Here is a 21,026-nt window from a genome sequence, read left to right on the forward strand (position 1 = left end):
ATGGCCGCCGCAGCATGCAAGCGAACCTTTGCGGAAATCAACTGGAGGTCGTCCATGAAATTGACGCTCTGTCTGCTCGCCGCGTTCGTCGCGATGTCGCTCGCGCCGGTCGTGGCCGTAGCCGCCAACCAGCCGTTGCTGCTCTGTCCGATCGGATACAAGGCCGCGCCTGTATACGACAGCACCGGCAAGGTCGTCACCTGGGTGTGTGTGAAACGCTGACGCCGTCGCCGCGGCCGGCGCGCGCCGCCGGCCGCGGCCATACCCCCTTCGACGCCTCGGGGCGGCCGCCGCGCCGGGCCCGACCCAGGCCAGACATGGGCCCAGGGCCGGCCGCCATGGCGGGCTTTTGTGCACTGCGGTAGGCTTTCCGGTCTTTCCTTGCCCTGCCAGACCCCCTGTGTCCAGCGACGTCGCCCCAGCTCCCACCGACAGCCACGCCTTCGACCCCAAGTCCGTAGAGGTCGCCGCCCAGCAGTTTTGGGACGGCACCCGCGCCTTCGAGGTCGACGAGCGCTCCGACAAGCCCAAGTACTACTGCCTGTCGATGCTGCCGTACCCTTCGGGCGCGCTGCACATGGGCCACGTGCGCAACTACACCATCGGCGACGTCATCAGCCGCTACAAGCGCATGACCGGCCACAACGTGCTGCAGCCGATGGGCTGGGACGCGTTCGGCCTGCCGGCCGAGAACGCCGCGATCAAGAACAAGACCGCGCCGGCCAAGTGGACCTACGCCAACATCGAACACATGAAGGCGCAGCTCAAGACCATGGGCTACGCGATCGACTGGTCGCGCGAGTTCGCGACCTGCCGCCCGGACTACTACGTCCACGAGCAGCGCATGTTCGTGCGCCTGATGAAGCAGGGCCTGGCCTACCGCAAGAACTCGGTGGTCAACTGGGACCCGGTCGACCAGACCGTGCTGGCCAACGAGCAGGTGATCGACGGCCGCGGTTGGCGCACCGGCGCGCTGGTGGAAAAGCGCGAGATCCCGCAGTGGTTCCTCAAGATCACCGACTACGCCCAGGAACTGCTCGACGGCCTGGACGCGCTGCCGGGCTGGCCGGAGGCGGTCAAGACCATGCAGCGCAACTGGATCGGCCGCAGCGAAGGCCTGGAGATCCGCTTCGAGGTGCGCGACGAGGCCGGTAATGCGGTCGAACCGCTGACGGTGTTCACCACCCGCCCCGACACCCTGATGGGCGCGACCTTCGTCTCGATCGCCGGCGAACACCCGCTGGCCCTGGCCGCGGCCGAGGGCGATCCCGACCTGGCCGCGTTCCTGGCCGATCTCAAGCGCGGCGGCGTCACCGAGGCCGAGCTGGAGACCCAGGAAAAGCGCGGCATGGACACCGGCCTGCGCGCCCTGCATCCGGTCACCGGCGAGGAGCTGCCGGTGTACGTGGCCAACTTCGTGCTGATGAACTACGGCACCGGCGCGGTCATGGCCGTGCCCGGCCACGACCAGCGCGACCACGAGTTCGCGCTGCGCTACGCGCTGCCGATCAAGATGGTGATCGTGCCCGACGAAGTGCGCGACGCGCTCGACGAGATCGGCCGCCACGTCGCCCGCCACGACGACCCGATGCGCAGCGCGCTGGGCGAAGCCGGTTCGGTCGACGTCTACGACACCGGCGCCGCGGTGCAGGTGGTGGAGGACTTCCAGCGCCGCATCGTCGAGGAATCGGCCTATACCGAGCGCGGCTGGCTGGTGAATTCGGGCGAGTTCGACGGCCTCGACTTCCAGCAGGCGCTGGATGCGATCGCCGCGCGCTACGGCGGCGACGGCCGGGTCGTGCGCCGGGTCAATTACCGCCTGCGCGACTGGGGCGTGAGCCGCCAGCGCTACTGGGGTTGCCCGATCCCGGTGATCCTGTGCCCGAACTGCGGCGACGTGCCGGTGCCGGAAGACCAACTGCCGGTGGTGCTGCCCGAAGACGTGGCCTTCAGTGGGGTGCAGTCGCCGATCAAGGCCGACCCCGAGTGGCGCAAGACCGTATGCCCGAGCTGCGGCGGCGCAGCCGAGCGCGAAACCGACACCTTCGACACCTTCATGGAGTCGAGCTGGTACTACGCGCGCTACACCTCGCCGGGCGCGGCCGCGCAGGTCGATGAGCGCGCCAAGTACTGGACGCCGGTCGATCAGTACATCGGCGGCATCGAGCACGCGATCCTGCACCTGATGTATTTCCGCTTCTACCACAAGCTCATGCGCGACCAGGGCCTGGTCGACAGCGACGAGCCGGCGACCAACCTGATGACCCAGGGCATGGTGATCGCCGAAACCTTCTACCGCGACCTCGAAGACGGCTCCAAGGACTGGATCAACCCGGCCGACGTCGAGATCGCGCGCGACGAGCGCGGCCGCATCGTCGGCGCGACGCTGAAGTCCGACGGCCAGCCGGTGCATATCGGCGGCACCGAAAAGATGTCGAAGTCGAAGAACAACGGCGTCGACCCGCAGTTGATGGTCGGCAAGTACGGCGCCGACACCGTGCGCCTGTTCTCGATGTTCGCGGCGCCGCCGGAGCAGTCGCTGGAATGGAACGAGGCCGGCGTCGAAGGCATGGCGCGGTTCCTGCGCCGGCTGTGGACGATGGTGCACAAGCACGCCGCCGACGGCCCGGCGCCGGCGCTGGACCTGGCGACGATGGACGCCGCGCAGAAGACCCTGCGCCGCCAGTTGCACGAGACCATCCAGAAGGTCGGCGACGACTACGGCCGCCGCCACAGCTTCAACACCGCGATCGCCGCGGTGATGGAACTGCTGAACCACCTGTCCAAGTTCGACGACGCCAGCGGCAACGGCCGCGCCCTGCGCCAGGAAGCGCTGGCCGCGGCGGTGCTGCTGCTCAATCCGATCACCCCGCACGCCAGCCATGCGCTGTGGCAGGCGCTGGGCCACGGCGAAACCCTGCTCGAGGACCTGGCGTTCCCGCAGGCCGACGCCTCGGCGCTGCAACGCGACGCGCTGACGCTGGCGGTGCAGGTCAACGGCAAGCTGCGCGGCACCATCGAAGTCGCGGTCAACGTCGCCAAGGAAGACGCCGAGCGCCTGGCCCTGGCCGAGCCGAACGTGATCAAGTACCTGGAAGGCCTGACCGTGCGCAAGGTGATCGTGGTGCCGGGCAAGATCGTCAATATCGTCGCGAGCTGAATCTGCAGCGATTCCCTCGCTCCCCGCTGCACGGGGAGCGGGGCCGCGGCGCTCGCGGCACGCGGGCAGGGATGGGGTGTCGCAAGCCCGGGTGTTTCGCAGCGCCCACGGCGGCGCCTGCGAAAGTTTCGATTCTTCTGAAACTTGCGGCCCTCCATTCGTGCGGAGGCCGGAGTAGCGGCTCAGACCCCTGAAGCCTCGTTCAGCCGAATCCGGCGCCGCTATTGATGCGCGCGGCCCGCTCGTCCAGACTTCGCGCATGACCCCTCGTCCGTTCATCGCCGTCGCCACGGCCACCCTCGCGCTGGCCTTGTCGGCCTGCGGTTTCCAACTGCGCAGCGCTCTGACGCTGCCGCCGGACCTGGGTCCGGTGCGGGTGGTGTCGGTGGATCGCTACAGTCCGCTGGCCGAATCGCTGGCCCAGGCGCTGACCCGCGCCGGGGCGGTGCCGGCCACGGCGGACACCGAATCGGCCGCGGTGCTGGACCTGATGTCGGAGCGCTGGGGCGATACCCCGGTCGCGCTCGACCAGCTCGGCCGCGCCCAGGAATACAGCCTGCGCTACGCGGTGATCTTCGAACTGCGCAAGGCCGACGGCAGCCCGCTGGTGCCGCGCCAGACCGTCGAACTGTCGCGGGACTACGTCTCCAACCCGGTGACCTCGCTGGGTACCGAGGGCGAACGCGAAACCCTGCAGCGCGAAATGCGCCGCGAGATGAGCGCCTCGGTGCTGCGCCGCATCGATGCGGTGGTGAAGAAGGTCGACGGCAGTGCCGCCGCGCCCAGCGCGCAGGGCGAGCCTCCGATCGCCACCGACGCCGCGCAGGCGGCGATGGAAGCGGCCGGCTCGGCCGCGCCGCAGGCTCCCGCGAAGATCGAGCCGGCGCCGCCCAAGCCGCCGCGCTGACGATGGAACTCAAGCCGGAACAGCTGGCCGCCCAAGTCGCGTCCGAGCCGCTGCGTCCGGCCTACCTGATCGCCGGCCCCGAGCCGCTGCGCGTGCTGGAAGCCGCCGATGCCGTGCGCGCCGCCGCCCGCCAGCAGGGCATCGCCGAGCGCGAAGTGTTCGAAGCCGAAGGCAACCAGCGCGAACCGGACTGGAACGCGCTCGAGGCCAGCTTCCGTGCGCCCAGCCTGTTCGCCAGCCGGCGCCTGGTCGAATTGCGCCTGCCCACCGGCAAGCCCGGCAAGGACGGCGCCGAGGTGATTTCCGGCTTCTGCGCCGATCCGCCGCAGGACGTGTGCCTGCTGGTGAGCTGCGGCGAATGGAGCAAGCAGCACGGCGGCAAGTGGAGCGAGGCGATCGGCCGGGTCGGCAGGGTCGCGATCGCCTGGCAGATCAAGCCGCACGAATTGCCCGAATGGATCGAGCGCCGCCTGCGCGCGCGCGGCCTGCGCGCCGACCGCGACGCGGTGCAGAGCCTGGCCGACCGGGTCGAGGGCAACCTGCTCGCCGCCGCCCAGGAAGTCGACAAGCTCGCCCTGCTGTCCGACGGCGAAGCCATCGACCTGGCGCGGATGGAATCGCTGGTCGCCGACGCCGCGCGTTACGACGTGTTCCGGGTCGTGGATGCGGCCATGAACGGGCAGGGCGCGCAGGTCTCGCGCATGCTCGCCGGCCTGCGCGCGGAAGGCGAAGCGGTGCCGGCGCTGCTGGGCATGGTGGTGATCGAACTGCAGCGCGGCGCCGCGCTGGCGCGGGTCAATGCGCGCGGCGGCAATCTGTCGGCGGAGTTCAAGGCGCAGCGGGTGTGGGATTCCAAACAGCCGATGTACCGGCGCGCGCTGCAGCGCCACGACGCGCGCCGTTGGGACGCGTTCGTGGCCCAGGCCGGGCGCGTCGATCGCATGGCCAAGGGCCGCGAAGCCGGCGACGCCTGGATCGCGCTGGAACGCCTGTTGCTGGCCGTCGCCGAACCGCGCGCAGCGCGGCTGCTGGTGTCGGGCGGCGCGTGAGCGCGGTCGCCCCGCGCGATCGCCGCCTGCGTTCGACGGCGGCCGGACGATGAGCTTGCGGGTCTACTACGGCGGCACCTTCGATCCGGTCCACGACGGCCACCTCGCGATCGCGCGCGCCGCGCGCGACGCCCTGGACGCGACCATCCGCCTGATGCCCGCGGCCGATCCGCCGCATCGCGCGCCGCCGGGCGCGAACGCCGCGCAACGCGCGCGCATGCTCGATCTCGCGGTGGCCGGAGAACCGCGGCTGCTCGTGGACACCCGCGAACTCGCCCGCGCCGGCCGCTCCTACACGGTCGAGACCCTGCGCGAGCTGCGCCGGGAGATCGGCGACGCCGCGCCGGTCGCGCTGCTGGTCGGCGCCGACAGCTTCCTGGGCCTGCCGCAGTGGCACGAATGGCGGTCGCTGTTCGACCTGGCCCATTTCGTCGTCGCCCAGCGCCCCAGCAGCCCCCTGGAGCAGGGCCTGGCGCCTGAATTGGCGGCCCTGGTCGCCGGCCGCGACGCCGCCGACGCGGCCGCGCTGCGCGCCGCCCCGGCCGGCCGGGTACTGCGCCTGAACCAGCCTCTTCACGCCGAGTCGGCCAGCGAGGTGCGCCAGCGCATCGCCGCGGGCCAGCCCTGGCAGGACCTGGTGCCGGCGCCGGTGGCCGTCTATATCGAGCGCCATGGCCTGTACGGAGGCCAGGCGGCGGCCGGCGCTCCGTTATAATCTCCGACGCAACCCCGCTTAGTCCCCCAGAGTCCTTTCCTTGACCAGCCAAGCCCACGTCATCAAGACCCGCATGCCGACCCCTCCCCCGTCGACCGACGCTCTGCTGAGCACGGTGCGCGCGGCGGTCGAGGAACTCAAAGCCAAGGACGTCGTCGAGATCGATGTGCGCGGCAAGAGCAGCGTCACCGACTACATGGTGGTCGCGTCGGGCACGTCGACCCGCCACGTCAAGTCGATCGCCGACGAAGTGGTCAAGTTCGCCAAGAACCTCGATGTCATGCCCCTGGGCGTGGAGGGCGAGCGCGAGGCCGAGTGGGTGCTGGTCGATCTGGGCGACGTGGTCGTGCACGTGATGCTGCCGCGCGTGCGCGAGTTCTACGCCTTGGAGCGCCTGTGGACGGTCGGCGACCAGCCGCCGGAATTCGGCGATGCGCTGGAGACCGACGAGGAGGACCGGCTGTAAGGCCGTTCCTCATCCGTAACACCTGATTCGTAACAGACGACGGCGCCCGAGGGCGCCGTTTTCGTTTGCGTCCGCTGCCTGTTGCCATGCGAACGCCTTCGCGTGTGGGAATGACGCGAGTCGCGATTGGACAGCCTCAAGCGACGAATTCTGCCGCGACTGAGGTTTCAATCGCGGCTTACGCCGCTCCTGCAGGGCATCCGTCGCCGCAGGGAGCGCCGTGGGCCGGCGCTTCCTGCGCCGGCCTTACAAGGGGCCGCGTTCCCACGGTCCCGTGATCGCCACGGTGATCCCCGGCGTCTGGATATTGACGAACAAGGTGCGCGCGAACGGGTCCCAGCAGGCGCCGCAGAACTCGGTGTCGCGGTAGTCGCCTTCCGGCACCGACTTGCCGGCGTCGGCGATCTGCTGCGAAGTCAGGGCGACGTTGTTCTTGGCGAAATAGAACGATTCGCCTGCGCGGGTCAGGCCGATCAGGCGTGCGCCGGGGCCGTATTCGTCCGGACTTTCGCCGCCGTCCTCGCACAGGATGACGCCGCCGCGCGCGCTGACGCTGACGTTGTCGGGGTTGTGCGCGGCGAGCTGGTTGCCGCTCACGAACAGCGCGCGCAAACGCTGGCTAGCCAGGTCCAGCACCCATACCGAACCGTTGCCGCGGCCCTTGCGGCCCTGGCTGTCGACGCCGGTGCTGGTGTCGACGATGAACATCTTGCCGTAGCTGTACCAGATGCCTTCGCCGCGGCTCATGCGCAGCGCGCCGTCGCTCCAGGCCTGCGCGAACGTGCCGCTCAGGGTTTCGCCGGCGGAGATGTCGGGGAAGCCGGCCGGGGCGGCGATCGAATCCAGATCCGGATCGGCAATGTCGACCCACTCCAGCGCGTACTCGGTGCCGATGCTGGCGACGGTGAGGTCGGCGTTGCGGCGTCCGCGCACGCGCGCGGCCTGCAGGCGGCCGCCGTGCTCGAGCGAGCCGTTGCGGCCGGCGCGGTCGTTGGGAATGAAGCGGTACAGGCCGGCCTTGTTGCGGTCGTCCTCGGTCAGATAGACGATGCCGGTGCGCGGGTCGATCGCCACCGCCTCGTGGCTGAAGCGGCCCAGGCCGATCAGCGGCCGGCCGGTGGTGCGTTCGCTGCGCGGATCGACCTCGAACACGTAGCCGTGCTTGCGGCCGGCGCTGGAGACCGCGTCGCTCTTGATCTCCTCGCAGCTCAGCCAGGTGCCCCAGGGCGTGGGGCCGCCGGCGCAGTTGACCAGGGTGCCGCCCAGGCTGGGTTCCAGGCTGCCCCATTCGCCGTTGCGGTAGCTCAGCGTGGTGGTGCCGCCGCCGGCGAACTTGCCGCCGCCGAGGTCGCCCTTGTCGTACATGCCCGGGGCCTGGATCGGCGTCGCCGCGCCGCGCTCGTGGTTGCGGATCAGCACGTATTCGGGGCCGTGCGGGCGCAGGCGGCCGGCGCCGATCTCGTGCGGCCGGCGCCCGCCCGGACGCACGCCGACCACGGCCATGCCGTCGTGGCGGTCGGGGCAGGGCTGGCCGTCGTCCATGCGGTCGCCGCTCCAGCCGAAGGAGCGGTAGCTGAAGCCGCGCGGCAGCTGCAGCAGCGGCAGGCCGGTGCTGCGATCGGCGACCGGGGCGAGCGGGCCGTAGCGGCTGGGAACGGGGGCGAGCCGGGTCGGGTCTTGGGCGGCGAGCGCTTGGCGCGAATACAACGCGCCCAGCGTGCTCATCGCGCCGACCGCCATCGCGGCGGCGCTGCCCTTGAGGACCTGGCGGCGGGAGGGATCGAAAGCATCCATGGTGCAGCTCCTGCTGGCTGGGGGAGCCTGCACGCTAGGTCGGCGCGGTAACCGTTCGATGACGCGAGCGTGTCACAGCGCCCAAATGCGACGCAGGCGCGGTTTGGCCCGTGCATGCGTCGCGGACCGCTACCATGTCGCGATGAAAGCGAAACTGATCGCCGTCGGCGAACGCGCGCCGCGCTGGGTCGCCGAGGGCTTCGGCGAATACCAGAAGCGGCTCTCGCACTGGCTGCCGCTGGACCTGGTCGAGATCGAGCCGGGTCTGCGCGGCAAGGGCCGCGACGCCGCGCGCGCGACCGCGGACGAAGGCGCGCGCGTGATCGCGGCCTTGCCCAAGAACGCCTGCGTGGTCGCGCTGGAAGGGCGCGGGCGGCTGTGGACCTCGGAACAGCTGGCGCAGCGCCTGGAGCATTGGCGCGGCCAGGGCCGCGATCTGGCGTTCCTGATCGGCGGCCCCGAAGGCCATGCGCCCGATGCGCTCGCGCGCGCCGACGAGCAGTGGTCGCTGGGGCCGCTGACCCTGCCGCACATGCTGGTGCGCCTAGTCGCGGCCGAGCAGCTGTACCGCGCGGCGGCGCTGCTGGCGAACCATCCATATCACCGCGCCTGAGCACACCGCGCCTGAGCACACCGCGCTGGGGCACACCGCGCCTGAGCATCGCTGCGCCTGAGCGAGGCGACACAAAAAAACGGCCCGGCCATACCGGCCCGGGCCGCTCCCTCGCCAAGGGACTCAACGTTCCAGAGTGAATTCGATCGGCACCCGTCCGCGCGCCTGCACCGGCTGGCCGCCTTCCATCGCCGGCTGGAAGGTCCAGCGCGACATCACCACGCGGCGTGCGGCCTGATCGAGCACGCGGTGGCCGCTGCTCTTGACCACGGTCACCTCGACCGGCTTGCCGTCGATGCCGACCAGGATTTCCAGCATCACTGTGCCGGTGAGGTTGTTGCGCACCGCCTCGCCGGGATAGCTGGGCGGCGGGTTGTTGACCACCTGCAGGGTCGCGCCGGTCAGGATTTCGCCGCGGCCGATGTCGTTCTTGGCGAACACTTCGGGCTGCTGCGGCGTTTCCGGCACGTAGATGTTGTCGGTCTCGATCGGGTCGACCACGGGCCGCGGCGGCGTCTCCACCAGCACCTGTTTCGGCGCGATCGTCGGGTTCGGCTTGGGCTCCTTGCGGATCTCGCGCTCGACCACTTTCGGCGGCGGCTCGGTCACCTTGGGCTTATCGCGGAACAACACGTCGGTGATGAACTCGTCGGGCTTTTCGATCAGCTGCGGCGCCGACAGCGGCACCAGCAGCAACATCAGCAGCACCGCGTTGACGGCGATCGCCCCGGCGTTGCCGGCGATGCGGTTGTAGTCCAGTTGCGGACGGTCGGGATGCGGGATCGCGTGCGCCATGGAAGCTCTCCTGGTGTGGTCTGCACGGATCGAAACGGGCCGGGATCGCGGGCGGGGTTAAGCCGCGCGGAAATTTTTTCGATGGCGCGTCGGCGCGCCTCGTCGGCGCCTGGGACGAGCGGCACGGCGAGGCGCGGGGATTGAGTCCGGTGTCGTGGTCCGGCAGGCCGCCGCCAAGCCGATTGGCAAAGAGCGCGGCGCGGCCGGTCAGCCGTCTGCGCGCCGCAAAATGAAGAAGGCCCGCTTGCGCGGGCCTTCGGTGCTGCGGATACCGGGCTATCACTCCTCGGCCGGGTCGGGCGCCGGGTCCGGCTCGCGTTCCAGGCCGCCTTCGTCCGGATTCGGCGGCCGCTTGGGATGCGGCTGGCGCGCGTCGTCCGGGTTGCGCGGTTGCGGCTCGGCGTAGCCGGGCGCGGGTTTGCGCGGGTCGGGGGCGGCCGGGGAGCTCACTTGCCCAGCTCGAAGACCACGTCGAGGTTGATCGACAGCGCGCTTTCGCCCGGCGAGATCGAGGTGTCGGCGGCGGCGCCGGCCTTCTCCATCCGCGCCATCGACATCATCGGCATCGGCGGGCTGAAACGGCCGCCCTCGCTGACGCTGACGATGCGGCGCACCTTCAGCCCCAGGGTCTTGGCGTACATCTCGGCGCGCGCCTGGGCCTTCTCGATCGCACTGCGGCGGGCTTCGTCGTAGGCGGTTTCCTTGATCTTCTCGTCGATGTCGAAGGTCGGGCCGTTGATCTGGTTGGAGCCGTTGGCGACCAGGGCGTCGAGGATCTTGCCGACCTTGGCGATATCGCGCACGGTCACGTTGACGTTGTTGCTGGCCTGGTAGCCGGTGATCACCGGCGGCTGGTTCTCGGCGTAGCGGTACTGCGGGTTGAGGTTGACGCCGCTGGTCTGGACGTCGCGGTCGGCGATGCCGGCGGCCTTGATCGCGGCCACCACCTTGGCCATCTGCTCGGCGTTGGCGCGCATCGCGCCGTTGGCGTCGGCGGCCTGGGTGACCACGCCGGTGGAGACGGTGGCGATGTCGGGGACGCGCTTGGCCTCGGCCTGGGCCGACACCGAGAGCAGGGTGCCGTCGGTGGCCACGTAGGCCGGAGCGGTCTGGGCGGTGGCGGACATGGCGGTGACGGCTCCGAGGGCGAGAGTGGCGGCCAGCACCAGGGGGCGCAGGGCGAAACGGGATGTGGAGGTACGGTGCCAGCTTGGCGAGGACGACATGTTCAACTCCTGTTGATGTGGGAATAGGGTGTTGCCGAGCTGGTTAACGAACCGTGATCCGCGGCGGGGTTGGCGCCCGTCGCGTCGGCCGGCGCTCAGTCAGCGCGGGTTATGCTTCGCAGGATGCTCTATCTCGCCTCCAAATCGCCACGCAGGCACGAGTTGCTCGGCCGCCTGGGCCTGCCGTTCGGCGTGCTCGACCTCGACATACCCGAGCACCGCCAGCCCGGCGAGCCCGCCGAGGACTACGTGCGCCGGGTCGCGCGCGAGAAGGCCGGCGCCGGTCTGCTGAGCGTGGTCGCCAACCCGAGCGCGCTGGTGCTGGGCGCGGACACCGAGGTCGTGCTCGACGACGAGGTCTTCGGCAAGCCGCGCGATGCGCAGGACGCCGCGGCCATGCTGCGCCGGCTGTCCGGGCGCAGCCACCGGGTGATCTCGGCGGTGTCGCTGGTCTCGCCGGCGCGCGAAGCGCAGGCGGTGTCGGTGTCGGAGGTCGTGTTCGAGACCCTGGACGAGCCGCGCATCGCCGGCTACATCGCCGGCGGCGAGTGGCAGGGCAAAGCCGGCGCCTACGCGATCCAGGGCCGCGCCGAGGCCTTCGTCAGCCGATTGTCGGGCAGTTACTCCGGCGTGATGGGGCTGCCCCTGCACGAAACCGTACGCCTGCTGCGCGAGGCCGGCCTTGATGCGTGACCCGCGCGCGCCGGCCGCCGCGCGACCTTCCCCCACCGTTGACGAACGCAGAGCGCCATCCACGCCATGACCGAAGAAATACTCGTCAACGTCACCCCGCGCGAAACCCGAGTCGCGGTGGTCGAAAACGGCATGCTGCAGGAGCTGCACATCGAGCGCGGCTGGCGCCGCGGCGTGGTCGGCAACATCTACAAGGGCCGGGTCCAGCGGGTGATGCCGGGCATGCAGGCGGCGTTCGTCGAGATCGGCCTGGAGCGCGCCGCGTTCCTGCACGCGGCCGACATCGTCAAGCCGGCCCAGGTCGGCGAGGGCGAGGGCGACCAGGCGCCGCTGCCGCCGGCCCCGACCCGGCCGATCGCCGAGCTGCTGCGCGAGGGCCAGGAAATCATCGTCCAGGTGGTCAAGGACCCGATCGGCACCAAGGGCGCGCGCCTGACCACCCAGCTGAGCATTCCCTCGCGTTACCTGGTGCTGCTGCCGCGCACGCGCGTGGTCGGGGTATCGGCGCGGATCGAGGACGAGAGCGAGCGCCAGCGCCTGAAGTCGCACGTCACCGCACTGGCGCCGGCTGGCGAGAACCACGGCTACATCGTGCGCACCAACGCCGAGAGCCAGCCCGCCGAGGCCCTGGCCGAGGACGTGGCCTACTTGAGCCGGGCCTGGGCCCTGATCGCCGAGAAATCTCAAAGCTCGCGCGTGGGCGAGCGCGTGTACGAGGACCTGAGCCTGCCGCTGCGCGCGGTGCGCGACCTGATGCGGCGCGACGTCGAGAAGGTCAAGGTCGATTCGCGCGAGACCTGCGAACGCCTGCGCGTGTTCGCCGGCCAATACATGCCGGGCCTGGACGAGAAGATCGAGCACTACACCGGCGCGCGCCCGATCTTCGACCTGTACGGGGTCGAGGACGAGATCCAGCGCGCGCTCGACAAGCAGGTGCCGCTGAAGTCGGGCGGCTACCTGGTGATCGACCAGACCGAGGCCATGACCACGGTCGACATCAACACCGGCTCCTTCCTGGGTCAACGCAATCTCGAGGAAACCGTTTACCGGACCAATCTGGAAGCGGCGCAGTCGGTGGCCCGGCAACTGCGCCTGCGCAACCTCGGCGGCATCATCATCATCGACTTCATCGACATGACCGACGCCGAGCACAAGCGCCAGGTGCTGCGTCAGCTGGAGAAGTCGCTGGCGCGCGACCACGCCAAGACCACGGTCTACGAGTTCTCGCCGCTGGGCCTGGTCGAGATGACCCGCAAGCGCACCACCGAAAGCCTGGAGCGCCAGCTCAGCGAGCCCTGCCACGAGTGCGGCGGCCGCGGCACCTTGAAGACGCCGGAAACGGTGACCTACGAAATCTTCCGCGACATCGTCCGCCAGGTGCGCCAGTTCGACGCGCCGCGGCTGCTGGTGATCGCCTCGCCGAAAGTGGTCGCGCGCATCACCGACGAGGAGTCGGCGGCGGTGGCCGAGCTGGAGGAGTTCCTCGGCAAATCGATCCGCTTCCAGCCCGACGACCAGTACGCGCAGGAGCAGTTCGATGTCGTGCTGCTTTAAAGCCGGGATTCGGCATTCGGGATTCGCGATTCGCAGAGGCGAATGCCGGCCCGTGCTTCGCCGAACCCCGAATCCCGAATGCCGAATCCCGGCGGCGCGCGGAGCGCGACGCTGATGCCGACCCCGCTGCGCCGCCGTTTGCGCTTCGCCCGCCGTAGCGTCGCCTATACCGGCGCGGTACTGCTGGTATTGCTGGCGTTGGCGCTGGGCGTGGCCAGCCAGATCCTGCCGATGGCCGAGCGCAATCCGGACCGGATCGCGGCCTGGCTGAGCCAGCGCGCCGGCCGTCCGGTCGCCTTCGACCGGGTCGAAACCCAATGGACCCGACGCGGGCCCTTGCTGCGTCTGGACGGCCTGCGGGTCGGCGAGGGCGCGCAGGCCTTCGTGGTCGGCGATGCCGAAATGCTGGTGTCGATCTACGCCGGCCTTTTGCCCGGTCATTCCTTTTCCGAGCTGCGCCTGCACGGCCTCGACCTGACCCTGGAGCGCGCCGACGACGGCCGCTGGAAGGTACGCGGCCTGCCCGGACAGGAGCAGCCGAGCAAGGACCCGCTGGCCGCGCTGGAAGGCCTGGGCGAGTTGCAGGTGATCGACGGCAAGCTCGCGGTGATCGCGCCCAAGCTCGGCGTCGACGCGCGCATTCCCAAGATCAACCTGCGCCTGCGCGTGGACGGCAACCGCGTGCGTGCGGGCCTGCGCGCCTGGCCCAGCGTAGGCGTCGCCGGCGCAGCTTCCTCGCCCTTGGACGCGGCCTTGGACTTCGATCGCAAGCGCGGCGACGGCCGCGCCTACGCCGGCGCGCGCCGCGCCGACCTTAGCGCCTGGGCGGCGCTGCTGCAGGTCGCCGGCATCGGCGCCGAAAGCGGGCAGGGCCGCGCCGAGGCCTGGGCCGAATTGCGCGACCACCGCGTCGCCATGGTCACCGTCGACGCCGCGCTGGAGCGGGTCGCGTTGCGCGGCGCGCCGCTGGGCGACGGCGCCGCCGCGCTGCCGCGGATCGAGTTCGACCGCGTCGAAGCGCGTGCACGCTGGCGCCTGGACCATGGCGGCTGGCGCTTCGATGCGCCGCATCTGCGCATCGGCGGCGCGCCCAGGCAACAGGTGCTGGACGGCCTCGCGCTGGCCGGCGGCGAACGCTACGCCTTGCTCGCCGACCGCATCGACGCCGGGCCGCTGCTGCAGGCGGCCGCGCTCAGCGACCGCGTGCCCGCCGGCCTGCGCCGCTGGCTGCACCGGACCAAGCCGCAGATGTCGCTGCAACGCATCTCGGTCGCCGGCCGCCGCGACGGGCCGCTGCACGCCAGCGCGCGCATCGACGGCCTGGGTTTCGCCGCGATCGGCACCGCACCGGGCCTGAGCGGCCTGTCGGGCGATATCGAAGGCGACGCCGACGGTTTCAGCCTGCGCCTGGATTCGGCCTCGCCGATGCGGTTCGACTGGCCGGCCGGTTTCGGCGTGGCCCACACCGTGAACCTCGACGGCACCGTCGCCGGCTGGCGCGAGGGCGCGGGCTGGCGCGTCGGCACCCATGCCCTGACGATCAAGGGCGAAGGTTTCGGCGCGCGCGCGCGCGGCGGCCTGTGGTGGCAGGGCGATGGAACGCGGCCGTGGATCGACATCGCCGCCGACCTCGACGAGGCGCGGGTGCCGGTCGCCAAGGGCTTCTGGATTCGCCACAGCATGTCGCCGGCATTGGTGAAGTGGCTGGATTCGGCCCTGATCGGCGGCAGCGTGCGCGACGGTCATGCGATCGTGTCCGGCGATCTCGACAACTGGCCGTTCCGCGACCGCAACGGACGGTTCGAAGCGACCGCGAAGCTGCACCAGGCGGTGGTCAAGTTCCAGCCCGAATGGCCGGCGGCCGAGGGTCTGGATGCGGACGTGGCCTTCATCGCCGACGGCTTCAGCGTCGACGGCGTCGCCAGGCTCGCCGGTGTCGGCGTGCAGAAGATCCATGCCGGCATCGATCACTACAAGGACGGCGCGCTGAGCGTGCAGGCGCGGACCGCGTCCGACGCCGCGCAGCTGCTGAGCATGCTGCGCCTGAGCCCGCTGCAGAAGCAGCACGCCGACACCTTCGCCAATCTCACCGCCAGCGGTCCGGCCCAGGTCGGCTTTGATATGAAACTGCCGCTGAAGCCGGGCAGCGTCACCGCGATTTCGGGTTCGGTCGAATTGCAGGGTGCCAAGCTCGCCGACGCGCGCTGGAAACTCGCTTTCGACGATGTGCGCGGACGTGCCGAATACGCGCGCGGCGGCTTCGGCGCCAACGATCTGGCGGTGCGCCACGAAGGCCAGCCCGGCAAGCTCTCGCTGCGCGCGGGCGACTACGTGCGCGACCGCGGCAATGTGTTCGAGGCCGGGCTGGACGCCAGCGTCGGTGCGCAATCGCTGATCGAACGCGCGCCGGAATTGGGCTGGCTCAAGCCCTATCTGGACGGGCGTTCGAACTGGACCATCGGCATAGCGATCCCCAAGGCGCTCGCCGGCGCCACCCCGCCGACCCTGCTGCAACTGCATTCCAACCTGGTCGGCACCGCCCTGGAACTGCCGGCGCCCTTGCACAAGCCGGCCGCGGGCAGCCTGGCGACGACGGTGGAAACGCCCTTGCCGGTGGGCAGCGGCGACATCCGGGTCGGGTTCGGCAACGTGATGGCGCTGCGCGCGCGCACCGTCAACGGCCGCACCGGCGTGCGCGTCGCGCTCGGCACCACCCGCGTCGACGAAGCGCCGCCGGCGCACGGTCTGGTCGCGACCGGCCGCGCCGGCGCACTGGACGCGATCGAATGGATGGCGTTCGCCGGCAGCGGCGGCAAGGGCGAAGGCGAGGGCCTGCCGCTGCAGCGCGTGGACGTGACCGCGCAGAAGCTGCAACTGCTGGGCGGCGTGTTCGCCGACACCCGCCTGGTCGTCGTGCCGGCCCCGCGCGGCGCCACCGCGGTGCGGGTCGAAGGCCCTGCCCTGGAAGGCGCAGTGCTGGCCCCGGCCGATCCGGCCGCGCCGCTGGCCGGCAAGTTCGAGCGCGTGTACTGGCGCGCGCCCACCGCATCCGTGGCCGACAACGGCACGGCATCGGCTGCGCCTGCCGCCGCGATTCCCGCACCGGCCGCGCGCGCGATCGACGCCGGCTTCGACCCGGCCAAGGTGCCGCCGTTGACCATCGACATCGCCGATCTTCGCCTGCGCGACGCGCGCATGGGCAGCGCCCGCGTCCGTACCCGGCCGACCGCGCTCGGCATGCGCCTGGAACAGATCCAGACGCGCGCCGACAAGCAGAGTATCGACATCAGTGGCGACTGGAACGGCCGCGGCGCGGCGGCGCGCACGCGCCTGACGATGAACATCGACAGCGGCGACACCGGCGCCTTGCTGAGCGGCTTCGGCTTCGGCGGCCTGGTCGCCGGCGGCAAGGCCAAGGTCCGCTTCGATGCGGGCTGGCCCGGCAGCCCGGCCACGTTCGCGCTGGGTTCGCTGGACGGCAGCCTGACCCTGGACGTGCGCGACGGGCGCCTGCTCGAGGTCGAGCCCGGCACCGGGCGGGTGATCGGCCTGCTCAGCATCGCCCAGCTGCCGCGGCGCCTGGGCCTGGATTTCCGCGACCTGTTCTCCAAGGGCTTCGCCTTCAACCGCGTCGGCGGCCACATCGCCATCGGCGGCGGCAGCGCGCGCAGCGACGACCTGGTCATGGACGGCCCCGCGGCGACCGTGAACATCCGCGGCTCCACCAATCTGCGCGCGCAGAGCTACGACCAGACCATCGAGGTCCGGCCCAAGACCGGCAACCTGCTGACCGCGGTCGGCGCGATCGCGGCCGGCCCGGTCGGCGCGGCCATCGGCGCCGCCGCCGGCACCGTGCTGCAGAAGCCGCTGAGCCAGATCGGCGCCAAGACCTACCGGGTGACCGGTCCCTGGAAGGAACCCAAGGTCGAGGTCATGACCCGCGAGCAGACGCGCAGCGCCGGCAACAGCGCGCCTCCGGCCGGCTAGCCAGGCAAGATCAGCCGCTCTCTCTCGGGAGAGGGGTTGGGCGCAGGGCCCGGGCAAGCGCGGTCTCGGCCTGGTTTCGTCCAAAATCCCGGAGTGCGAGGTGCCAGTGCGAACCAAAACCGTACTGCTTCCCACCTTTCGTGGGAAATACGCCCCGAATCGATCCACTTGGCGCCAAACCCCACACGGTTGAACCCGCCCCGCCCAGACTCCATCTCTAACTGCACCGCCCGAACCATCCAGCCCGCCAGACCCAGCCCGGCGCTCGTTGGTTAGCATGTCTCCTTCATCGCCCCCGGACACCCCATGACGCTGCCCCTGCAACTCGCCGAAACCCGCCTGCTGCTGCCCGCCGGCCTGGACGCCAACGGCCTGGACCGCACCTTCGGCACCCTGTTGGGGCCGGGCGTGGATTTCGGCGATCTGTATTTCCAGCACGCGCGCCGCGAGAGCTGGACGGTCGAGGACGGCATCGTCAAGGACGGTTCGCATTCGATCGAGCAGGGCGTCGGCGTGCGCGCGATCAGCGGCGAGAAAACCGGCTTCGCCTATTCCGACGAGATCAACGGCGAAGCGCTGATCGCGGCCTCGAAGTCGGCGCGGGCGATTTCGCGCGACGGTTCGGCGCACGAGCCGCGCGCGCTGGTGCGTGGCGCAGGGCGTGCCTTGTACCCGGCCGAGGATCCGATCGACGGCATCGGCAACGAAGACAAGGTCGAAGAGCTACGCAAGATCGATCGCCTGCTGCGCGCCGCCGACCCGCGCGTGCAGCAGGTCACCGTCAGCCTGTCCGGCGGCGTCGACACCGTGCTGGTCGCGCGCAGCGACGGCGTGCTCGCCGCCGACGTGCGCCCGCTGGTGCGGCTCAACGTGCAGGTGATCGTCGAGCAGAACGGCCGCCGCGAGAGCGGTTACGCCGGCGGCGGCGGCCGCTACGGCTACGCCGAGCTGTTCGCCGGCGGCAAGCCCGAGTCGCTGGCGCGCGAAGCGCTGCGTCAGGCGCTGGTGAACCTGGAGGCGATCGCCGCCCCCGCCGGCGTGATGCCGGTGGTGCTGGGCAGCGGCTGGCCCGGCGTGCTGCTGCACGAAGCGGTCGGCCACGGTCTGGAAGGCGACTTCAACCGCAAGGGCACGTCGACCTATGCCGGCCGCATGGGCCAGCGCGTGGCCTCGCCCGGCGTCACCATCGTCGACGACGGCACCCTGCCGGGCCGCCGCGGTTCGCTCAACATCGACGACGAAGGCACGCCGACGAACTGCACCACCCTGATCGAGGACGGCGTCCTGGTCGGCTACATGCAGGACACCCTCAACGCGCGCCTGATGGGCATGTCGCCGACCGGCAACGGCCGCCGCGAGTCCTTCGCGCATCTGCCGATGCCGCGCATGACCAACACCTACATGCTGGCGGGCACGCACGACCCGGAAGAAATGATCCGTTCGGTCAAGAAGGGCCTGTACGCGGTCAACTTCGGCGGCGGCCAGGTCGACATCACCAGCGGCAAGTACGTGTTCTCGGCCACCGAGGCCTACCTGATCGAAGACGGCAGGATCACCGCGCCGGTCAAGGGCGCGACCCTGATCGGCAACGGCCCGGAAACCATGCAGAAGGTGCGCATGATCGGCCACGACCTGGCCCTGGACGAAGGCGTGGGCGTATGCGGCAAGGACGGCCAGAGCGTCCCGGTCGGCGTGGGCCAGCCGTCGCTGCTGATCGATGGGCTGACGGTGGGTGGCACGCAGTCGTGAGTGCTGTCGGCGTCCTGGTCCCGGCGGGAGCAGGTCCAATAGCGCGACGCTTCGGTCCTCCCTTCTCCCGCTYGCGGGAGAAGGTGCCCGCAGGGCGGATGAGGGCGGCGCAGKCGGTGGGCRTTCRACRCTCGCGGCGGGCCCTCACCCCAACCCCTCTCCCGCAWGCGGRAGAGGGGTTCACTGCATGCGGCTCAGTTCTCGTCGTCGCTCGCGAGTTCGTCGCTGTCGTCGTCGCCGGCCTCGTTCGCGCCCAGCACCAGGCTGCGCAGTTCGCGGTACAGCTCGCGGAACGAATGCGGCGGCTTGTTGCGCTTGCGCTCTTCGAGCGTGTTGCGCACCAGTTGCCGCAGGCGCTGGCGGTCGGCCTCGGGGTACTCGTCGAGCAGCGTCGCCAGCGCGGCGTCGCCGTCGGCGAGCAGGCGCTCGCGCCAGGCCTCGACCCGGTGCATCGCCGCGACTTCGCGCCGCCCGGCCTCGCCGTTGACGTCGAGCGCATCGCGGATTGCCTCCAGGGTGGCGTCGTCCTCGCGCCGCATCTGCTTGGCCAGGAACGCCAGCTGGCGCTTGTGCGCGATGTGCGCGGTGATGCGCCGGCATTCGCGGATATGCGGCAGCAGGCCCTCCGGGATCGGCAGCCGCGCCAGCTGGGCGTCGGTCAGCTTGGACAGCTGGTCGCCCAGGGCCAGCACCTCCAGCGCCTCGCGCCGGTTCTGGCTGCGGCTGGGGCTGAAGAATTCACCGGTTTCGTCGTCTCTGCCGCGCATCGCAAACCACCTCTCGTACCGTCAAACTGAATCGAAATCCCGTGGCGTCCAGCGCCACGGCAGCCAAGGATAAGACATTGAACGCAGTCGCCCTCCGTCAGACCGCTCCGGCCCACGTCATCGCCGACCCCGAAGCGCGCCTGGACGCCCTGTCCGAGCTGTCCCAGCGCCTGCTCGCCGCCGCGCGCGCACGCGGCGCCAGCCAGGCCGAAGTCTCGTGCTCGGAAGAGACCGGGCTCAACGTCAACGTGCGCATGGGCGAGGTCGAGACGGTCGAAGCCACCCGCGACCGCGGCATCGCGGTCACCGTCTATTTCGGCCGCCGCAAGGGCAGCGCCAGCACCGCCGACCTGCGCGCGGACAGCCTGGAGGCCACCGTCGAGCAGGCGTGCGCGATCGCGCGCTACACCGAGGACGACCCCGCCGCCGGCCTGGCCGACGCCGAATTGATGGCCGCGGCCCAGGCCGAGGGCGGTTGGCGCGCGTTCGACAGCTGGCACCCGTGGATGCTGGAAGCCGACCGCGCGGTCGACCTGGCCCTGGCCTGCGAAAACGCCGGCCGCGAGTACGACGCCCGGGTCGAGAATTCCGACGGCGCCTCGGTCGGTACCGGCGCCAGCCTGGGCGTCTACGCCAATTCGCACGGCTTCATCGGCCGCGAGGGCAGCACCCAGCACAGCGTCGGCTGCGCCCTGATCGCCGGCCGCGGCGACGCCATGCAGCGCGATGGCTGGTACAGCATCGCGCTGGCCGAAGGCGACCTCGAAGCCACCGCCGCGATCGGCCGCCACGCCGCGCAGCGTGCGGTGTCGCGACTGGCGCCGCGCCAGATCGCCACCGGCGAATACCCCGTGCTGTATGCGGCCGAATCCGCGCGCTCGCTGATCGGCCACCTGCTGGGCGCGGTGTCCGGCGGCGCGCTGTACCGGCGCGCCAGCTTCCTGCTCGATTCCGCCGGCACCCGGCTGTTCCCGGAGTGGTTCTCGATCGAAGAGCGGCCGTTCCTGGTGCGCGGCTTCCGCTCCAGCGCTTTCGACGCCGAAGGCGTGGCCACGCGCGAGTCGGCGCTGGTCCAGGACGGCGTGCTGCAGCGTTACATCCTGGGCAGCTATTCGGCGCGCAAGCTCGGCCTGCAGACCACCGCCAACGCCGGCGGCGTGCATAACCTGCAGGTCGCCGCCAACGGCGGCGACTTCGACGCCATGCTGCGCGGCATGGACCGCGGCCTGCTGGTCACCGAGCTGATGGGGCAGGGGGTCAACACCGTCACCGGCGACTACTCGCGCGGCGCCGCGGGCTACTGGGTCGAGAACGGCCAGATCCAGCACCCGGTCGACGGCATCACCATCGCCGGCAACCTGCGCAGCATGTTCGAATCGATCGAAGCGGTCGGCAGCGACGTCGACCTGCGTTCGCACCTGCGCACCGGCTCGATCCTGGTCGGACGCATGACCGTCGCCGGCGATACCGGCGAAGACTGAGTCCCGCGCCGACGCCGGCCTGTAACGCGGACCGGTCATGCTGCGCGACCGCGCCGGTCCGGCCGTTGCG

The 21,026-nt window shown here is 70.7% G+C and carries 17 protein-coding genes; 12 read left to right on the forward strand and 5 right to left on the reverse strand.

The features are described from left to right. Nucleotides 1-54 precede the first annotated feature (54 nt). The 6 genes from ASD78_RS20620 to rsfS all read left to right on the forward strand — a co-directional run bounded on the left by ASD78_RS20620 (nt 55) and on the right by rsfS (nt 6,297). Entirely contained in the window at nt 55-222 is a 168-nt protein-coding gene (locus ASD78_RS20620; protein ID WP_156087626.1) for a hypothetical protein, read from the forward strand. 178 nt (nt 223-400) lie between these two features. Further along, a complete protein-coding gene (gene leuS, locus ASD78_RS07705) occupies nt 401-3,160 on the forward strand; it encodes a leucine--tRNA ligase (protein WP_055902535.1) in 2,760 nt (919 codons plus the stop codon). A gap of 259 nt (nt 3,161-3,419) precedes the next feature. After that, the gene (lptE, locus tag ASD78_RS07710) at nt 3,420-4,067 is read left to right on the forward strand and encodes an LPS assembly lipoprotein LptE (RefSeq protein WP_082575478.1); all 648 of its coding nucleotides are present in this window, start codon (nt 3,420-3,422) and stop codon (nt 4,065-4,067) included. A 2-nt stretch (nt 4,068-4,069) separates the two neighbouring features. Next, entirely contained in the window at nt 4,070-5,116 is a 1,047-nt protein-coding gene (holA, locus tag ASD78_RS07715; RefSeq protein ID WP_055902533.1) for a DNA polymerase III subunit delta, read from the forward strand. A gap of 49 nt (nt 5,117-5,165) precedes the next feature. Then, nucleotides 5,166-5,831 (forward strand): nicotinate-nucleotide adenylyltransferase, encoded by a 666-nt coding sequence (gene nadD, locus ASD78_RS07720; protein ID WP_056099737.1) that lies wholly within the window; start codon nt 5,166-5,168, stop codon nt 5,829-5,831. Nucleotides 5,832-5,871: 40 nt separating this feature from the next. Next, on the forward strand, nt 5,872-6,297 hold the full coding sequence (rsfS, locus tag ASD78_RS07725; protein WP_055902527.1) for a ribosome silencing factor: 426 nt from the start codon (nt 5,872-5,874) through the stop codon (nt 6,295-6,297). A 246-nt stretch (nt 6,298-6,543) separates the two neighbouring features. Here the strand turns inward: rsfS and ASD78_RS07730 are convergent, their stop codons facing one another. Then, nucleotides 6,544-8,091, reverse strand: a complete 1,548-nt coding sequence (locus ASD78_RS07730) for an alkaline phosphatase PhoX (RefSeq protein ID WP_056099741.1) — start codon at nt 8,089-8,091, stop codon at nt 6,544-6,546. Nucleotides 8,092-8,233: 142 nt separating this feature from the next. On the opposite strand from ASD78_RS07730, the gene rlmH reads away from it, so the two are divergent. Further along, complete coding sequence (gene rlmH / locus ASD78_RS07735; RefSeq protein WP_055902522.1) at nt 8,234-8,704, forward strand: 23S rRNA (pseudouridine(1915)-N(3))-methyltransferase RlmH; 471 nt, start codon at nt 8,234-8,236, stop codon at nt 8,702-8,704. 123 nt (nt 8,705-8,827) lie between these two features. On the opposite strand, the gene ASD78_RS07740 is transcribed toward rlmH, so the two are convergent. The 3 genes from ASD78_RS07740 to ASD78_RS07745 all read right to left on the reverse strand — a co-directional run bounded on the left by ASD78_RS07740 (nt 8,828) and on the right by ASD78_RS07745 (nt 10,725). Next, nucleotides 8,828-9,499, reverse strand: a complete 672-nt coding sequence (locus ASD78_RS07740; RefSeq protein WP_056099744.1) for an energy transducer TonB — start codon at nt 9,497-9,499, stop codon at nt 8,828-8,830. 279 nt (nt 9,500-9,778) lie between these two features. Next, nucleotides 9,779-9,949, reverse strand: a complete 171-nt coding sequence (locus ASD78_RS20625; protein WP_156087627.1) for a hypothetical protein — start codon at nt 9,947-9,949, stop codon at nt 9,779-9,781. Continuing rightward, the gene (locus tag ASD78_RS07745) at nt 9,946-10,725 is read right to left on the reverse strand and encodes an SIMPL domain-containing protein (protein ID WP_056099746.1); all 780 of its coding nucleotides are present in this window, start codon (nt 10,723-10,725) and stop codon (nt 9,946-9,948) included. The genes ASD78_RS20625 and ASD78_RS07745 overlap by 4 nt, the downstream gene beginning before the upstream one ends. 123 nt (nt 10,726-10,848) lie before the next feature. Between ASD78_RS07745 and ASD78_RS07750 the strand changes: the two genes are divergently transcribed. From ASD78_RS07750 to tldD, 4 genes are all read left to right on the forward strand, one after another. Next, nucleotides 10,849-11,418, forward strand: coding sequence for a Maf family nucleotide pyrophosphatase (locus ASD78_RS07750; RefSeq protein ID WP_055902520.1), 570 nt, complete (start codon nt 10,849-10,851; stop codon nt 11,416-11,418). 66 nt (nt 11,419-11,484) lie between these two features. Further along, nucleotides 11,485-12,972 (forward strand): ribonuclease G, encoded by a 1,488-nt coding sequence (rng, locus tag ASD78_RS07755; RefSeq protein ID WP_056099749.1) that lies wholly within the window; start codon nt 11,485-11,487, stop codon nt 12,970-12,972. Nucleotides 12,973-13,050: 78 nt separating this feature from the next. Beyond that, a complete protein-coding gene (locus ASD78_RS07760; protein ID WP_235566458.1) occupies nt 13,051-16,959 on the forward strand; it encodes a YhdP family protein in 3,909 nt (1,302 codons plus the stop codon). A 306-nt stretch (nt 16,960-17,265) separates the two neighbouring features. Next, nucleotides 17,266-18,708 (forward strand): metalloprotease TldD, encoded by a 1,443-nt coding sequence (gene tldD, locus ASD78_RS07765; protein WP_056099752.1) that lies wholly within the window; start codon nt 17,266-17,268, stop codon nt 18,706-18,708. A gap of 194 nt (nt 18,709-18,902) precedes the next feature. Here tldD and yjgA read toward each other — a convergent pair whose 3' ends face one another. After that, nucleotides 18,903-19,475, reverse strand: coding sequence for a ribosome biogenesis factor YjgA (gene yjgA, locus ASD78_RS07770; RefSeq protein ID WP_055902515.1), 573 nt, complete (start codon nt 19,473-19,475; stop codon nt 18,903-18,905). Between the two features lie 119 nt (nt 19,476-19,594). Between yjgA and pmbA the strand changes: the two genes are divergently transcribed. Beyond that, a complete protein-coding gene (gene pmbA / locus ASD78_RS07775) occupies nt 19,595-20,956 on the forward strand; it encodes a metalloprotease PmbA (RefSeq protein WP_156087651.1) in 1,362 nt (453 codons plus the stop codon). Nucleotides 20,957-21,026 lie beyond the last annotated feature (70 nt).

The sequence above is a fragment of the Lysobacter sp. Root667 genome, from assembly GCF_001427715.1.
In the GTDB taxonomy this organism is placed as follows: Bacteria; Pseudomonadota; Gammaproteobacteria; order Xanthomonadales; family Xanthomonadaceae; genus Lysobacter.